Origin of the sequence: Streptomyces tyrfis (assembly GCF_037034285.1) — a bacterium.
Lineage (GTDB): Bacteria > Actinomycetota > Actinomycetes > Streptomycetales > Streptomycetaceae > Streptomyces.
The window spans coordinates 45,826-62,512 of record NZ_JBAGJZ010000050.1; the positions used below are offsets into that span (position 1 = coordinate 45,826).

General features: G+C 71.4%; 12 protein-coding genes. 9 read left to right on the forward strand and 3 right to left on the reverse strand.

Going from position 1 to position 16,687, the window contains the following annotated elements; genetic code table 11:
- Positions 1–96: 96 nt before the first annotated feature.
- Positions 97–4,056, reverse strand: a complete 3,960-nt coding sequence (gene eccCa / locus WA762_RS29425; protein ID WP_335939657.1) for a type VII secretion protein EccCa — start codon at positions 4,054–4,056, stop codon at positions 97–99.
- Positions 4,057–4,295: 239 nt separating this feature from the next.
- Here eccCa and eccD point away from each other — a divergent pair, with 239 nt between their 5' ends.
- From eccD to WA762_RS29455, 6 genes are all read left to right on the forward strand, one after another.
- Positions 4,296–5,798, forward strand: a complete 1,503-nt coding sequence (gene eccD / locus WA762_RS29430) for a type VII secretion integral membrane protein EccD (RefSeq protein ID WP_335939659.1) — start codon at positions 4,296–4,298, stop codon at positions 5,796–5,798.
- Between the two features lie 202 nt (positions 5,799–6,000).
- A complete protein-coding gene (gene rpsO, locus WA762_RS29435; protein WP_335939661.1) occupies positions 6,001–6,288 on the forward strand; it encodes a 30S ribosomal protein S15 in 288 nt (95 codons plus the stop codon).
- A 332-nt stretch (positions 6,289–6,620) separates the two neighbouring features.
- The gene (locus WA762_RS29440; RefSeq protein WP_335939663.1) at positions 6,621–8,843 is read left to right on the forward strand and encodes a polyribonucleotide nucleotidyltransferase; all 2,223 of its coding nucleotides are present in this window, start codon (positions 6,621–6,623) and stop codon (positions 8,841–8,843) included.
- Positions 8,840–10,219 (forward strand): M16 family metallopeptidase, encoded by a 1,380-nt coding sequence (locus WA762_RS29445; protein ID WP_335939665.1) that lies wholly within the window; start codon positions 8,840–8,842, stop codon positions 10,217–10,219. The genes WA762_RS29440 and WA762_RS29445 overlap by 4 nt, the downstream gene beginning before the upstream one ends.
- 117 nt (positions 10,220–10,336) lie before the next feature.
- The gene (dapB, locus tag WA762_RS29450; RefSeq protein WP_335939667.1) at positions 10,337–11,089 is read left to right on the forward strand and encodes a 4-hydroxy-tetrahydrodipicolinate reductase; all 753 of its coding nucleotides are present in this window, start codon (positions 10,337–10,339) and stop codon (positions 11,087–11,089) included.
- Positions 11,090–11,100: 11 nt separating this feature from the next.
- Positions 11,101–11,601: a tetratricopeptide repeat protein gene (locus WA762_RS29455; RefSeq protein ID WP_335939668.1), complete on the forward strand. Its 501-nt coding sequence runs from the start codon at positions 11,101–11,103 to the stop codon at positions 11,599–11,601.
- A 74-nt stretch (positions 11,602–11,675) separates the two neighbouring features.
- Here the strand turns inward: WA762_RS29455 and WA762_RS29460 are convergent, their stop codons facing one another.
- Entirely contained in the window at positions 11,676–12,227 is a 552-nt protein-coding gene (locus tag WA762_RS29460; RefSeq protein ID WP_335939670.1) for a hypothetical protein, read from the reverse strand.
- A gap of 103 nt (positions 12,228–12,330) precedes the next feature.
- Positions 12,331–12,567, reverse strand: coding sequence for a hypothetical protein (locus WA762_RS29465; protein ID WP_335939671.1), 237 nt, complete (start codon positions 12,565–12,567; stop codon positions 12,331–12,333).
- 187 nt (positions 12,568–12,754) lie between these two features.
- Between WA762_RS29465 and thyX the strand changes: the two genes are divergently transcribed.
- The 3 genes from thyX to WA762_RS29480 all read left to right on the forward strand — a co-directional run bounded on the left by thyX (position 12,755) and on the right by WA762_RS29480 (position 16,360).
- The gene (gene thyX / locus WA762_RS29470) at positions 12,755–13,492 is read left to right on the forward strand and encodes an FAD-dependent thymidylate synthase (protein WP_335939672.1); all 738 of its coding nucleotides are present in this window, start codon (positions 12,755–12,757) and stop codon (positions 13,490–13,492) included.
- Between the two features lie 152 nt (positions 13,493–13,644).
- Positions 13,645–14,544, forward strand: a complete 900-nt coding sequence (gene dapA, locus WA762_RS29475) for a 4-hydroxy-tetrahydrodipicolinate synthase (RefSeq protein WP_335939674.1) — start codon at positions 13,645–13,647, stop codon at positions 14,542–14,544.
- Positions 14,545–14,674: 130 nt separating this feature from the next.
- Positions 14,675–16,360 (forward strand): ribonuclease J, encoded by a 1,686-nt coding sequence (locus WA762_RS29480; RefSeq protein ID WP_335939676.1) that lies wholly within the window; start codon positions 14,675–14,677, stop codon positions 16,358–16,360.
- Positions 16,361–16,687: the final 327 nt, after the last annotated feature.

The following is a 16,687-nucleotide window of genomic DNA, read 5'->3' on the forward strand; positions in this document are numbered from 1 at the left end:
CGATGACTCTATGCTCGTCCCTGAACGTGTTCAAGAGGGGGAGTGGGGGGGGGGGGGGGGGGGGGCCCCCCCCCCCCCCCCCCCCACCCCGCCCCGTCACCGCTGCTCCGGCAGCCGTCCGATCTGCACCAGCGGGTTGCCCCGGCGCCGCGAGACGAAGTAGCCCCGCCCCGGCGGCATCGCGTGACCGCGCACCGTGCCGAGCAGATCGCCCTCGGACGGGTCGCCGGACAGCACCACGCCCTGCGCGCCCAGCTCCTTGATCCGCTGCATGAACGTCTCGTACATCGCCCGGGACGCCCCGGCCGAGTTGCGCGCGATGATGAAACGGACCCCGGTGTCCCGGGCGAACGGCAGGTACTCCGCCAGCGGCGCCAGCGGGTTGCCCGAACTCGTCGCCACCAGGTCGTAGTCGTCGACGATGATGAAGATCTGCGGACCGCTCCACCAGCTCCGGTCGCGCAGCTGCTGCGGGGTGACGTCCGTCGGCGGCTGCCGGCGCGAGAACACCCCGGCCAGCGCCTCCATGTGCATCTGCATGGAGCTCGCCATCGGCGCGTACTCCAGCAGATGGCTCTCCGGCAGCGCGCCCAGCAGGCCCCGCCGGTAGTCCCCGACCACCAGCTTCGCCTCGTCGGGGGAGTACCGCTCCGAGATCTGCTGGGCGATCAGCCGCAGCAGGTTGGTCTTGCCCGACTCGCTCTCCCCGAAGACCAGGAAGAACGGATCGGTCTCGAAGTCCACGAACACCGGCTCCAGCGCGGTCTCGTCGATCCCGAACGCGATGCCGTGCTGCGGGAACTCGAAGCCCTTCGGCAGATGATCCGCCGGCAGCTTGCGCGGCAGCAGCCGTACCGGCGGCGCCGACGGACCCGACCAGTGCGACTTCACCGCCGACACGAACGCCGCCGTGCCCTCGGAGAGGTCCGAGGCGTCGCTGGAGGAGTCGATGCGCGGCAACGCCCCCATGAAGTGCAGCTTCTGCGGCACCTGGCCCCGGCCCGGGACCCCGGCCGGCACATTGGCCGCCACCTTCCGGTCGAACTCGGAGTCCATGACGTCGCCCAGCCGCAGCTCCAGCCGGCCCAGGATCTGGTCCTTCAGCGCCGCCCGCACCTCCATGTAGCGGGCGGCCGTGACGACGACGTGGATTCCGTAGCCCAGCCCGCGCGAGGCGATGTCGGTGACCGTCTGCTCCAGCAGCTCGTACTCGGACCGGAAACCGCCCCAGCCGTCCACCACCAGGAAGACGTCGCCCCAGGCCTCGCCGGGCAGTTCGCCCAGCGCGCGCTTGCGCCGGTAGGTGGCGATCGAGTCGATGGAATGGGCGCGGAAGAACTCCTCGCGCCGGTTCAGCACCCCGACCACCTCGGCGACCGTGCGCCGCACCCGCTCCGGATCCAGCCTCGACGCCATCCCGCCCACATGCGGCAGCTCCGCCAGCGAGACCAGACCGCCACCGCCGAAGTCCAGCCCGTAGAACTGCACTTCGTGCGGGGTGTGGGTGAGCGCGAACGACGAGATGAGCGTCCGCAGCAGCGTCGACTTCCCGGACTGCGGACCGCCGACCACCAGCATGTGGCCCGCCGCCCCCGAGAAGTCCGTGTACAGCACCTCGCGCCGCTGCTCGAAGGGCTTGTCGATCAGCCCCAGCGGCACGGTCAGCCCGCCCGGACGCGTGTACTCCGTCGCCGTGAACCCGCGCTCCGCGGTCGGCGCCAGCCCCGGCAGCAACTGGTCCAGCGCCGGAGCCCGGTCCAGCGGCGGCAGCCACACCTGGTGCGCCGGCACCCCCTGCCCCTCCAGCCGCCGCACGATCACATCGAGCACCGTGTCCGCGAGCGCGTCGTCCTCGGCGCTCGTCCGGGCGGCCACCACGTGCGCCGGATCCGGCGCCGCGTACACCACCGGCACCGGCAGCGCGCTGAACACCGCCGCCCGCCGCTCGATCGGCAGCGCCCCCACCGACAGATCGGGGCCGCCCGTGCGGTAGGTCCCCGACACGTACGCCGCCTTGAACCGGGTCATCTCGTCCGTGCCGAACTTCAGATACCCGGAACCCGGCACCGACGGCAGGTGGTACGCGTCCGGCACCCCCAGCGCCGTCCGCGACTCCGCCGCCGAGAACGTCCGCAGACCGATCCGGTACGAGAGATACGTGTCCAGCCCGCGCAGCCTGCCCTCCTCCAGGCGCTGCGAGGCCAGCAGCAGATGCACCCCCAGCGAACGCCCGATCCGCCCGATCTGGATGAACATGTCGATGAAGTCGGGCTTGGCGGTGAGGAGTTCGGAGAACTCGTCGATGACCAGCACCAGCGAGGCCAGCGGCTCCAGCGCCGCGCCCGCCGCCCGGGCCTTCTCGTAGTCGTGGATGTTGGCGTAGTTGCCCGCCGACCGCAGCAGCTCCTGTCGGCGCTGCAGCTCGCCGCGGATCGCGTCGCCCATCCGGTCCACCAGCGTCAGATCGTCCGCCAGGTTGGTGATGACCGCCGCCACGTGCGGCATCTGCGACATCCCGGCGAAGGTGGCGCCGCCCTTGAAGTCCGCGAGCACGAAGTTCAGCGTCTCCGAGGAGTGCGTGACCGCTAGCCCCAGCACCAGCGTCCGCAGCAGCTCCGACTTGCCGGAACCCGTGGCCCCGACGCACAGCCCGTGCGGGCCCATGCCCTCCTGCGCGGCCTCCTTCAGGTCCAGCATCACCGGCCGGCCGTCCTCGCCGACCCCGATCGGCACCCGCAGCCGCTCGGCCACCGACCTCGGCCGCCAGGTCCGCGCCACGTCGACCGAGGCCGCGTCGCCCAGATTCAGCAGATCCGTGAAGTCCAGGTTGGCCAGCAGCGGTTCGTCGTCGTCGCCCCCGCCCATCCGCAGCGGCGCCAGCTGCCGGGCCAGCGCCTCGGCCGCCGGCAGCGAGAGACCGTCCGGCACCCCCTCGTACACCATCCCGGCGCCCGACTCCAGCCGCAGCATCCCCGGCCGCACCACCACCGAGAGACCGCCGCGCGGCTCGTCCAGCTCGCCCGGCACCACCTCGACGATCGTCACGCCCTGCAGGCCCTCGGCTGCCGCGAACAGCGAGTCCGGCGGCACGATCCCGCCGTCCAGCACCACCACGATGTGCGGCTGGTCCAGCAGCGGCTGGCCGTCCCGGCCGAACCGCGGCCGCCCCTCCAGCCGCCCCGCCAGCAACTGCTCCAGCTCGCCCAGGTCGTCCCCGAACAGCCGCTTCGTGCCCGCCCCGTCGACCTGCCCCGGCGCCTGCGCGTGCGGCAGCCACTTCGTCCAGTCCCAGCGCTCCACCGCGCCCCCCGCCGCCACCACGGCGACCACCAGGTCCTCGGGGGAGTGCAGCGTCACCAGCTGCGCGACCAGCGCCCGCGCCGCCGACTGCGCCGCCTCCGGCTGCCCGGAGACCGTCACGTGGTAGAACGCCCGCATCGACACCGCCATCGGCAGCCCGTCCAACGACCCGTGCACCGCCAGGAACCGCTGCATCGCCCCCGCGCACATCGGCTCCAGCTCGTCCACCGGAGCGGTGTCCGGCGCGACCAGCGGCGTCGACAGCTGCTGCACCCCCAGCCCGAGCCGCACCTGGCCGAAGTCGTCGTCCCCGACGCGCCGTTCCCACACCCGGCTGCCCTCGGCCACCACCGACCACAACTGCTCCGGTGCGGGCTGCAGATACAGCTGCGCGTCCCGCTGCGCCCGCGCCGTCCGGCGCACCGTACGCCGCGTCTGCGCCAGGTATTTGAGGTAGTCCCGCCGGACATCGGCCATTTGCCCCTGCGTACCCCGGCGATGCCGGACCAGCTGCGCGATCACCATGCCGGCCGTCGAGACCAGCATCAGCACACCCATGATCCGCATGAACGGAGGCGCCTGGGGCGAGAAGAAGAACACCACCGACGAACCCATGCCGAGCACCGGCAGGATCTGCATCAGCATCCCCTCCTGCTGCCCCCGGGGCAGCTCGGGAGGAGACTCCAACGTCACCTCGTCCATGGGGACTTCCGGTGGCAGGGCACGCGGAGGCCGCTTCACGACGATCTGGCTCACCGAAACACCAATCCTTCGGTACGGACGGGCGGAAGGCCGGCCTGGCGCGCACCGAAGCCCCCCGTGGCTTCCCCGGAGGGCCCGGCCGCAGGCTTCGCGGCACGCGGCCTGCTGCCGTTCCCCGAAGCTCCGCGGACGTCCCCCCGCGCGACGGTGATCCTACGTGCAGACCGCCCGCGCCCCTCCCGGTAGGGTGGCGCGCGCACTGTGCGCAACCGCGAATCAGGGGGACCAGACACGTGAGTTCGACCGCAGCGACGGGCTTCTGCCGCGTGACAGTCGTGGCGCCCGACAGCCGGATCGATGTGGCCCTGCCCGAGGACATCGCCGTAGCCGACGTCTATCCGGAGATCCTCCGCCTCACCGGGCAGAGCCAGCCGACCGGCACACCCACCGGATACCACCTCGTGCGCCGCGACGGCACCGTCCTCGACGGCGCCCGCACCCTCGCCGCGCAGCAGGTCCTCGACGGTGAGATCCTCGGCCTGCGCCCCTTCGCCCAGTCCCTGCCGCCCGCCGTCTTCGACGACGTCTCCGACGCGGTCGCCTCCGCCGTCACCCGCGACCGCCACCTGTGGAGCGACGACCTGCTGCGCGGCGCGGGCCTGGTCGGCGGCGTGCTGCTGCTCCTCCTCATGGGCTTCGTGCTCTGGTTCGCCGACCCCGTCCGGCACGACATGCACAGCCTGCCCGGCGTCATCGCCGGCGCCGCCGGACTCCTGCTGACCGCGTACGCCGGAGTGCGCGCCCGGGTCTACGCGGACCGGGCCTCCGCCGTCGCCCTCGGCCTCGGGGCCCTGCCCCTCGTCCTCATCGCCGGATCCGGCGTCATCGGCCCGGACCCCGGCCAGGGCCCCGGCCGGCTCCAGTTCCTCCTCGGCTGCGTCGCGGTGCTGATCGCGTCCGTCGCCCTGGTCGCCCTCACGCCGAGCGGCGACGCCCCGTTCGTCGCGGCGACCTTCCTCGCCACCGTCGGCACCCTGGCCACCTTCGTCGCGATCCTCACCGAGGCGTCCGCCACCGAGACCGCCGCCGTGTGCGCCCCGGTCGCCCTCGGCCTCGTCGCCTTCCTGCCCGGACTCTCCGCCCGCTTCGCCCGGCTGCCCATCGGCTACGCCTCGCCGCGCACCGCCCCCGGCGGCTACGACGACGGCCTCACCGGCGCCGGCCCCGCCCCGGACGCGGGTCCGGACGCCCCCGGGGCCCCGGCCGCCCCCGTCGACGCCGACCGCATCGCGGCCCAGGCCCGCCGCGGCCACGAGATGCTGCTCGGCCTCGTCGGCGGCAGCGCCGCGGTCGTCGTGGGCTGCGCCGCCGTCCTCGGCTTCTCCGACGACCTGTGGGGCCAGCTGCTGGCCCTGGCCGCCGGACTCGCGATGCTGCTGCGCGCCCGCCTCTTCCGCTACACCTCGCAGGTCGCCTGCGCCCTGGTGGCGGGCATCGGCGCGATCGCCCTGCTGGTCCTCGGCCTCTCCCTGCACCCGCCGGCCGGTCCGCTCTTCGACCTCGTCCGCTACGGCGACCGCAGCTCCCTCGACATCCGTACGATCTGGCTCTCCGCGGCCGTCGCCGCCGGGGCCGCCCTGCTCACCGCGATCGGCCTGATCATTCCCCGCAAGGGCCTCTCCCCGTTCTGGGGGCGTCTGCTCGACCTCGCGGAGGGCGCCGTCCTGCTCTCCCTGGTCCCGCTCTGCCTGGCCGTCCTGGACGTCTTCACCAGGGCCAGGTCCCTCACCGGCTGACCCCCGCCGAACCCGCGGCCGTCACCGGCGTACGCCCCCCGCACGGGGGACTGGTACGCTGTGTGACGGCCGTTTGTGTACGCGCTCCCGGATCACCCTGGGGGCAGCGCCCATCGGACCCTCGCCCCCGAGTAACGGAAGCTCCCCTGAGGTCGGACCAGGGGCACTCGCGGGCGCATCGAACACCGAAGAGGAGTACCGCGTGTCGCTCGACGCCGCTACGAAGAAGCAGATCATGGCCGAGTTCGCCACCAAGGAGGGTGACACCGGTTCCCCCGAGGTCCAGGTCGCGCTGCTCTCGCGCCGCATCTCGGACCTGACCGAGCACCTCAAGACGCACAAGCACGACCACCACTCCCGCCGTGGTCTGCTGATCCTGGTCGGCCAGCGCCGCCGCCTGCTGCAGTACCTGGCCAAGAAGGACATCCAGCGCTTCCGCGCGCTGGTCGAGCGCCTCGGCATCCGCCGCGGTGCGGCCGGCGCCAAGTAGGACGCCGTGAAGGGAGCGGTTCCCGCCACTGAGCGGACCGCTCCCTTTGCTGTACGCACGGTTGTGCGTACACACGTGCGTACGGGGCGCGGCGGGCCGAACCGTACGACCGGAATGCCAAGCCGACCCGGACCTCAGTAACCTGGTCGCAGAACGTCCCGCGGACGAGCGAGAAGCGGACTCCCCGCCGCCGGTCCTCGGTAGTGGCCCCCGGACTCATCCCCGGGTGCTTCGATCGAAGACCGGCCCGTCGAAGGAGCGCTTCTCCGCAACCGTCCCCCCGCCACACGGGCGCGGGGACGAGCAGACGACATGTAACGGAGAAAACGCTAGTGGAGAACGAGACCCACTACGCCGAGGCCGTCATCGACAACGGCGCCTTCGGCACCCGCACCATCCGCTTCGAGACGGGCCGCCTGGCCAAGCAGGCCGCCGGCTCCGCCGTGGCGTACCTGGACGACGACACCATGGTGCTGTCGGCCACCACCGCCTCCAAGAAGCCCAAGGACCAGCTCGACTTCTTCCCCCTGACGGTGGACGTCGAGGAGCGGCAGTACGCCGCCGGCAAGATCCCCGGCTCCTTCTTCCGCCGCGAGGGCCGGCCCTCCGAGGACGCGATCCTCACCTGCCGCCTGATCGACCGCCCGCTGCGCCCCTCCTTCAAGAAGGGCCTGCGCAACGAGGTCCAGATCGTCGAGACGGTCATGGCGCTCAACCCCGACCACCTCTACGACGTGGTCGCGATCAACGCCGCCTCCTGCTCCACGCAGCTGGCCGGCCTGCCCTTCTCCGGCCCGGTCGGCGGCACCCGCGTCGCCCTGATCAAGGGCCAGTGGGTCGCCTTCCCGACGCACACCGAGCTGGAGGAGGCCGTGTTCGACATGGTCGTCGCCGGCCGCGTCCTGGAGGACGGCGACGTCGCGATCATGATGGTCGAGGCCGAGGCCACCGAGAAGACCATCCAGCTGGTCAAGGACGGCGCCGAGGCCCCGACCGAGGAGGTCGTCGCCGCCGGTCTCGAGGCCGCGAAGCCGTTCATCAAGGTCCTCTGCAAGGCCCAGTCGGACCTCGCCGCCAAGGCCGCCAAGCCCACCGGCGAGTTCCCGGTCTTCCTCGACTACCAGGACGACGTCTACGCGGCCCTCGCCGACGCCGTCACCTCCGAGCTGGCCCAGGCCCTCACCATCGCGGGCAAGCAGGACCGCGAGACCGAGCTGGACCGCGTCAAGGAGATCGCCGCCGAGAAGCTCCTCCCGGCCTTCGAAGGCCGTGAGAAGGAGATCTCCGCCGCGTACCGCGCGCTGACCAAGAAGCTGGTCCGCGAGCGCGTCATCAAGGACAAGGTCCGCATCGACGGCCGCGGCGTCACGGACATCCGCACGCTCGCCGCCGAGGTCGAGGCCATCCCGCGGGTGCACGGCTCGGCGCTGTTCGAGCGCGGCGAGACCCAGATCCTGGGCGTCACCACCCTCAACATGCTCCGCATGGAGCAGCAGCTGGACACCCTCTCCCCGGTGACCCGCAAGCGCTACATGCACAACTACAACTTCCCGCCCTACTCCGTCGGCGAGACCGGCCGCGTGGGCTCGCCCAAGCGCCGCGAGATCGGCCACGGCGCCCTCGCCGAACGCGCCATCGTGCCGGTGCTGCCGTCGCGCGAGGAGTTCCCGTACGCGATCCGCCAGGTCTCCGAGGCGCTGGGCTCCAACGGCTCGACGTCCATGGGCTCGGTCTGCGCGTCCACCATGTCGCTGCTGAACGCCGGTGTGCCGCTCAAGGCCGCCGTCGCCGGCATCGCCATGGGCCTGATCTCCCAGGAGATCGACGGCAAGACCCACTACGTCGCCCTCACCGACATCCTCGGTGCGGAGGACGCCTTCGGCGACATGGACTTCAAGGTCGCCGGCACGCGGCAGTTCGTCACCGCGCTCCAGCTCGACACCAAGCTCGACGGCATCCCCGCCTCGGTCCTGGCCGCCGCGCTGAAGCAGGCCCGCGACGCCCGCCTGCACATCCTCGACGTGATGAACGAGGCCATCGACGTCCCGGACGAGATGTCCCCGAACGCCCCGCGGATCATCACCGTCAAGATCCCGGTGGACAAGATCGGCGAGGTCATCGGTCCCAAGGGCAAGATGATCAACCAGATCCAGGAGGACACCGGCGCCGACATCACGATCGAGGACGACGGCACCATCTACATCGGCGCCGCCGACGGCCCGGCCGCCGAGGCCGCCCGCGCCACGATCAACTCGATCGCCAACCCGACCATGCCGGAGGTCGGCGAGCGCTACCTGGGCACGGTCGTCAAGACCACCACCTTCGGCGCGTTCGTCTCGCTCATGCCGGGCAAGGACGGCCTGCTGCACATCTCGCAGATCCGCAAGCTCGCCGGCGGCAAGCGCGTGGAGAACGTCGAGGACGTGCTCGGCGTCGGCACCAAGGTGCAGGTCGAGATCGCCGAGATCGACTCGCGCGGCAAGCTCTCCCTCGTCCCGGTCATCGAGGGCGAGGACGACGAGAAGGCCGAGAAGAAGGACGACGCCGCCAAGTGACGTCCCGTAGTCCCGCGACGACGGCCCGCGCCTCCTCGAAGGCGCGGGCCGTCGCCCGTACCCAAACGCTCCTCAAGGGCGCCGGCGGCGCCGGTACGGTCCGCCGCACCGTCCTCCCCGGCGGTCTGCGGATCGTCACCGAGACCCTGCCCACCGTCCGCTCCGCCACCTTCGGGATCTGGGCCAACGTCGGATCACGCGACGAGACCCCCGCCCTCAACGGCGCGACGCACTACCTCGAACACCTCCTCTTCAAGGGCACCGCCCGGCGCAGCGCCCTCGACATCTCCGCCGCGATCGACGCGGTCGGCGGCGAGATGAACGCCTTCACGGCGAAGGAGTACACCTGCTACTACGCGCGGGTCCTCGACACCGACCTGCCGCTGGCCATCGACGTCGTCTGCGACATGCTGACCGGCTCGCTGATCACCCCCGAGGACGTCGACGCCGAGCGCGGCGTCATCCTCGAGGAGATCGCCATGACCGAGGACGACCCGGGCGACTGCGTGCACGACCTGTTCGCGCACACCCTGCTCGGCGACACCCCGCTCGGGCGGCCGGTCCTCGGCACCGTCGACACCGTCAACGCGCTCGACCGCGACCGGATCGCCCGCTTCTACAAGCGGCACTACGACCCCACCCACCTGGTCGTCGCCGCCGCGGGCAACATCGACCACGCCACGGTCGTGCGCCAGGTCCGCAAGGCGTTCGAACGCGCCGGGGCGCTGTCCCGCACCGACGCCGTGCCGGTCGCCCCGCGCGCCGGCTCCCGCGCCCTGCGCACCGCGGGCCGCGTCGAGCTGATCGACCGACGGACCGAGCAGGCCCACGTCGTCCTCGGCATGCCCGGCCTGTCCCGCACCGACGAGCGCCGCTGGGCCCTCGGCGTCCTCAGCACCGCGCTCGGCGGCGGCATGAGCTCGCGCCTCTTCCAGGAGGTGCGGGAGAAGCGCGGCCTCGCCTACAGCGTCTACTCGTACACCTCCGGCTTCGCCGACTGCGGGCTGTTCGGCGTGTACGCGGGCTGCCGGCCCAGCCAGGTCCACGACGTCCTCAGGATCTGCCGGGACGAGCTGGACCGGGTGGCGTCCGAGGGGCTGAGCGACGAGGAGATCGGCCGGGCCGTCGGACAGCTCTCCGGCTCCACGGTGCTCGGCCTGGAGGACACCGGCGCGCTGATGAACCGCATCGGCAAGAGCGAGCTGTGCTGGGGCGACCAGATGTCGGTCGACGACATGCTGGAACGGATGGCGCGGGTCACCCCCGACGACATCCGCGCGGTCGCGGCCGAGGTCCTCGGCCACCGGCCCTCGCTCTCCGTCATCGGCCCGCTCAGGAGCAAGCAGGCCGACCGCCTCGACGAAGTGGTCGCCTGAGGCCGCGCCCGGCGCCCGCCGGGCCGTGCGCCGGGCCTCCCGCCCGGCCGCGCGGATCCGGCGGGGCCGGTGGGAGACTCGGCACAGGACCCAACCATCCGTAAGGAAGCAGAGCACATGAGCAAGCTGCGCGTGGCCGTTCTCGGCGCCCGGGGCCGCATCGGCTCCGAGGCGGTACGAGCCGTCGAGGCCGCCGAGGACATGGAGCTGGTGGCCGCCCTGGGCAGCGGCGACCGGCTGGAGACCCTCGTGGAGTCCGGCGCCCAGGTCGCCGTCGAGCTCACCACCCCCGCCTCGGTGATGGGCAACCTCGACTTCTGCGTCCGGCACGGCGTCCACGCCGTCGTCGGCACGACGGGCTGGACCGACGAACGGCTCGCGCAGCTGAACGCCTGGCTGGCCGGCTCCCCGGAGACCGGCGTCCTCATCGCGCCGAACTTCTCCATCGGAGCCGTGCTCACGATGCGGTTCGCCCAGCAGGCCGCCCGCTACTTCGAGTCCGCCGAGGTCGTCGAGCTGCACCACCCGAACAAGGCCGACGCCCCCTCCGGCACCGCCACCCGCACCGCCCAGCTGATCGCCGAGGCCCGCCGCGAGGCCGGCCTCCCCCCGCAGCCGGACGCCACCGCCACCGCCCTGGACGGGGCCCGCGGCGCGGACGTCGACGGGGTCCGGGTCCACGCGGTACGGCTCCGCGGGCTCCTCGCCCACCAGGAAGTGCTCCTCGGCGGCGAGGGCGAGACCCTCACCATCCGGCACGACTCCCTCCACCACAGCAGCTTCATGCCGGGCATCCTGCTCGGCGCGCGCCGCGTGGTGACCGCTCCCGGGCTCACGTTCGGCCTGGAACACTTCCTCGACGTGGACTGACCGGCCCCGCCATGCGCGCAAAGATCACGTACTTCGTTACCGCCGCCGTCCTGGTCTTCTACTTCGTCCTGGTCGGCAGCCGCGGTGTGCTGCTTCTCAGGCACGGCACCCCGCTGACGATCGCCTTCGGGGTCGCGGTGCTGGTCCTGCCGGTGATCGGCGTCTGGTTCCTCTGGAAGAACACCCAGTTCGTGACCAGGGCCAACGCACTGGCGGCGGAGCTCGACGCGGAGGGCGGCCTGCCCGTCGACGAGCTGGTCCGCACCCCGTCCGGCCGCGTCGACCGCGATTCGGCCGACGCGGTGTTCGCCCGGCGCCGCGAGGAGACCGAGGACTCCCCGGACGACTGGCGCTGCTGGTTCCGGCTGGCCGTCGCCTACCAGGACGCCAGGGACACCCCCAGGGCCCGGAAGGCCATGCAGCGGGCCATCGCCCTGCACGGCGCCGCGCAGCCGTCCCGGGCGGGCCGGGACGCGGCGAAGGCCGCCGGAACGCGTCCGTCCGGCGGCTGAGCGGGACCCCTTCGAACGGGCTCGGGCCCGGCGGCCGTGGACAGCCGCCGGGCCCGAGCCCGTTTCCGTGCGCGTCAGTCGCGGCGGTACTCGTCGCCCCACGCCTCGACCGTGTCGGCGGCGCGGTCGAACGCCTCGGGGCGGCCCAGGAAGTCCGCGTTGCTGTCGGTGAACAGCGGCTCCGCGGCCTGACCGCCCCGGCGCGCGACGAGCAGCGCCTGCCCCTGCACCCTGCGCGGGAACCCGAGCCACCGCACCGGCTGCTGGACCGTGCGGACCGCCGAGACCTGGCTCCACGGCATGGTCGACGTCCTGAAGAAGCCCACCCGGCGCACGCCGTGCCGGCTCACCCAGGCCCCCATCCGCAGCAGCCGCAGGGCGCCGGCGATGATCGCGGCGGCCAGGGCCAGGCATCCGAGGGCGCCGGGCGCCGCCCCGGCGAACGCGGTGACCACGCTCGCGAGGAGGACGAACGACGCGAGCAGCAGCAGGGCGGCCGAGGCCCCCACCCGCCAGGGTCCGGGGCGGTACGGCCGCCGCCAGCTGTCGTGGTCGTCGAACGGCAGCGCTACGTCCTCAGCGCCCGCGTCAAACGCGCGGTCGGCCGTCAGGAAGGGCAGGGGCACGACTGATCCTCACTCACAAGCACGCTCGATTGGTGTGCCCGGTGAGGCTACCGAGGAGATCACCGGCCCGACCACCCCAGGGGGTCCGTGCGGACGGCGACGCTCAGTGACCGTTCGCGGCCTCGGTCTTCTGGGGGTGCGACGCGCTCTGCGGGCTCAGGGCCGGCAGCCCGAGGACCAGCGAGCCGACGAGCCCCGCGACGATCGTGAGCCCGACGAGCGAGCGGGCGGCCATCTGGGAGACGCTGGTGCGCTCCCGCGGGGGCGGCGCGACATTGCTGCGGAACCGGTCGGCCTCGGCCACGAACGAGAACGGGACGGATTCACGCCGGCGGAACATGAGGAAGCTCTCCTTGAACCCTCGAACGGATGCTGCTATTGAGACAGACGTACGAGAGGGCCGTTTGGTGCCGCGAATCGCCGAATTCGTCGAAGAAGTCCCCCGGCGGACCTTCCCGTCCGCGTTGTCGGCGGCGGCCCGTAGAGTGGGCGCCGCCCGAGCGACGCGACTGGAAGGACCCCCGCCGGTGACCGAGACCCCCGAGCCCGCAAAGCCCAGCTTCCGCAGCGATGTCACCGTCGAGCTGGTGAAGCACTCCGCCGGCGACGCCGACGTCCTGTTCGCGGCCCGCGTCTCGACGGCCGGCGAGCAGTCCCTGGAGGAGATCGACAAGGACCCCGAGCGCTCCAAGGGGCTCATCAACTACCTCATGCGCGACCGGCACGGCAGCCCGTTCGAGCACAACTCGATGACCTTCTTCATCAGCGCCCCGATCTTCGTGTTCCGCGAGTTCATGCGGCACCGCGTCGGCTGGTCGTACAACGAGGAATCGGGCCGCTACCGCCGCCTGGAGCCGGTCTTCTACGTCCCGGACGAGTCCCGCAGGCTCGTCCAGCAGGGCCGCCCCGGCAAGTACGAGTTCGTCGAGGGCACGCAGGCCCAGCACGAGCTCACCGGCCGCGTCATGGAGGACTCGTACCGACAGGCGTACGAGGCGTACCAAGAGATGCTGGCCGCCGGGGTCGCCCGCGAGGTCGCCCGCTCGGTGCTCCCCGTCGGCCTCTTCTCCTCGATGTACGCCACCTGCAACGCCCGCTCGCTGATGCACTTCCTCGGCCTGCGCACCCAGCACGAGCTGGCGAAGGTGCCGTCCTTCCCGCAGCGCGAGATCGAGATGGTGGGGGAGCGGATGGAGGAGCACTGGGCCCGGCTCATGCCGCTCACTCACGCGGCCTTCAACAAGAACGGACGCGTAGCCCCGTAAGCGGTGTCCATATTGCGGCGTTTCGTGAAGTTCATCTAGGCTGATCAAACGGACCCGGCACTGCTTGAACCCCCGAGCAGGCAGTGCCGGGCTCCTACGGTGTCTCCCCCCGAGGGCTCCCTGGGCCCTGAGCAGCGAGTAGCGTGTTACCCATGGCTCCGATCTCCACTCCGCAGACCCCCTTCGGGAGGGTCCTCACCGCCATGGTCACGCCCTTCACGGCGGACGGCGCACTCGACCTCGACGGCGCCCAGCGGCTCGCCGCCCATCTGGTCGACGCAGGCAACGACGGCCTGATCGTCAACGGCACCACCGGTGAGTCCCCGACCACCAGCGACGCGGAGAAGGACCAGCTCGTCAGGGCGGTCCTGGAGGCCGTGGGGGACCGGGCCCATGTCGTCGCCGGCATCGGCACCAACGACACCCGGCACAGCGTCGAGCTGGCCCGCACGGCCGAGCGCTCCGGCGCGCACGGCCTGCTCGCGGTCACCCCGTACTACAACAAGCCGCCGCAGGAAGGTCTCTTCCGCCACTTCACGGCCGTCGCCGACGCCACCGGGCTTCCGGTGATGCTCTACGACATCCCGGGCCGCAGCGGCGTCCCCATCGAGACCGAGACGCTGGTCCGCCTCTCCGAGCACCCGCGCATCGTCGCCAACAAGGACGCCAAGGGCGACCTGGGCCGTGCGAGCTGGGCCATCGCACGCTCCGGCCTCGCCTGGTACTCCGGCGACGACATGCTGAACCTCCCGCTCCTCTCGGTGGGCGCCGTCGGCTTCGTCTCCGTCGTCGGCCATGTCGTCACCCCCGACCTGCGCGCCCTCGTCGAGGCGTACCTCGGCGGCGACGTGCAGAAGGCCACCGAGATCCACCAGAAGCTCCTGCCGGTCTTCACCGGCATGTTCCGCACCCAGGGCGTGATCACCACGAAGGCGGCGCTGGCGCTCCAGGGCCTCCCCGCGGGCCCGCTGCGGCTGCCCCTGGTCGAGCTCACCGCCCAGGAGACGGCGCAGCTCAAGATCGATCTCGCCGCCGGCGGGGTAGAGCTGTAACCACAGACTTCACAACTGAATAAGAGAAGAACACTCGCGAGAGCGACATAACAGACAACAGCAAGTGCACGAAATGACATGCGCGCCACGTGCCCAAGCGGTACGTGGCGTGTGTGGTGAGGAGAGTCTTTTGAGTCATCCGCATCCCGAACTCGGCGCCCCGCCGAAGCTCCCCAAGGGCGGCCTCCGCGTCACCCCGCTCGGCGGCCTCGGTGAGATCGGCCGCAACATGACGGTCTTCGAGTACGACGGGCGTCTGCTCATCGTCGACTGCGGCGTCCTCTTCCCGGAGGAGGAGCAGCCGGGGATCGACCTGATCCTGCCGGACTTCACCACGATCCGGGACCGTCTCGACGAGGTCGAGGGCATCATCCTCACGCACGGCCACGAGGACCACATCGGTGGTGTCCCGTATCTGCTGCGGCTGAAGCCCGACATCCCCCTCATCGGGTCGAAGCTGACCCTCGCGCTGATCGAGGCGAAGCTCCAGGAGCACCGCATCCGCCCGTACACACTCGAGGTCGAGGAGGGCCGGCGCGAGCGCATCGGCGTCTTCGACTGCGAGTTCGTCGCGGTCAACCACTCCATCCCGGACGCCCTCGCGGTCGCCATCCGCACCCCCGCGGGCATGGCCGTCGCGACCGGCGACTTCAAGATGGACCAGCTTCCGCTGGACGGCCGGCTCACCGACCTGCACGCGTTCGCCCGGCTGAGCGAGGAGGGCATCGACCTGCTGCTCTCCGACTCGACCAACGCGGAGGTCCCCGGCTTCGTGCCGCCCGAGCGGGACATCTCCAACGTCCTGCGCACGGTCTTCGCCAACGCCCACAAGCGCATCATCGTGGCGAGCTTCGCCAGCCACGTGCACCGCATCCAGCAGATCCTCGACGCGGCCCACGAGTACGGCCGCAGGGTCGCCTTCGTGGGGCGCTCGATGGTCCGCAACATGGGCATCGCCCGTGACCTGGGCTATCTGAGGGTCCCGGCGGGCCTGGTGGTCGACGTCAAGACGCTCGACGACCTGCCGGACGACGAGGTGGTGCTGGTCTGCACGGGGTCCCAGGGCGAGCCGATGGCCGCGCTGTCCCGCATGGCCAACCGCGACCACCAGATCCGCATCGTCCAGGGCGACACCGTGATCCTCGCGTCGTCGCTGATCCCGGGCAACGAGAACGCGGTCTACCGTGTGATCAACGGCCTCACCCGCTGGGGCGCGAACGTCGTCCACAAGGGCAACGCCAAGGTCCACGTCTCGGGCCACGCCTCGGCCGGCGAGCTGCTGTACTTCTACAACATCTGCAGGCCGAAGAACCTGATGCCGGTGCACGGCGAGTGGCGTCACCTGCGGGCCAACGCGGAACTCGGGGCCCTCACCGGCGTGCCCAAGGACCACATCGTCATCGCGGAGGACGGCGTCGTCGTCGACCTCGTCGACGGCCGGGCCAAGATCGTCGGCAAGGTCCAGGCCGGCTACGTGTACGTCGACGGCCTCTCGGTCGGCGACGTCACGGAGACCTCTCTCAAGGACCGCCGCATCCTGGGCGACGAGGGCATCATCTCGGTCTTCGTCGTCGTCGACAGCAGCACCGGCAAGATCACGGGCGGCCCGTACATCCAGGCCCGCGGATCCGGCATCGAGGACTCCGCCTTCGACGCCGTCGTGCCCAAGATCGAGGACGCGCTCAACAGGTCGGCCCAGGACGGGGTCATGGAGCCGCACCAGCTCCAGCAGCTCATCCGCCGCTCGGTGGGCAAGTGGGTCTCCGACACGTACCGCAGGCGCCCGATGATCCTGCCCGTGGTCGTCGAGGTCTGATCCGCGGACACGAACTCCGGAGCGGGGCCCCCGATTTGCATCGGGGGCCCCGCTCCAGTACGTTTACGGCTCCGCCTGACGGGGAAGCACCGCGCACGCCTGCGTGCGCCGGGCAGCCCGGGATCCGGCGAAAATTCCGACTCAGACCTTCTGATAAAGTCGGGACGCGCCGAAAGGCAAAGGCCCTCCAACGGCCACCGGAATTCAGAAATTCGGACCGGAAACGGACCGGAAAAAGAATCTGGTAAGGTTAGAAACACCGGAAAGGGAAAAGCGCGGAAGCGCCGGACTCCGGATGGTGAGCCCGCTTCGACCGGGAATCGGACA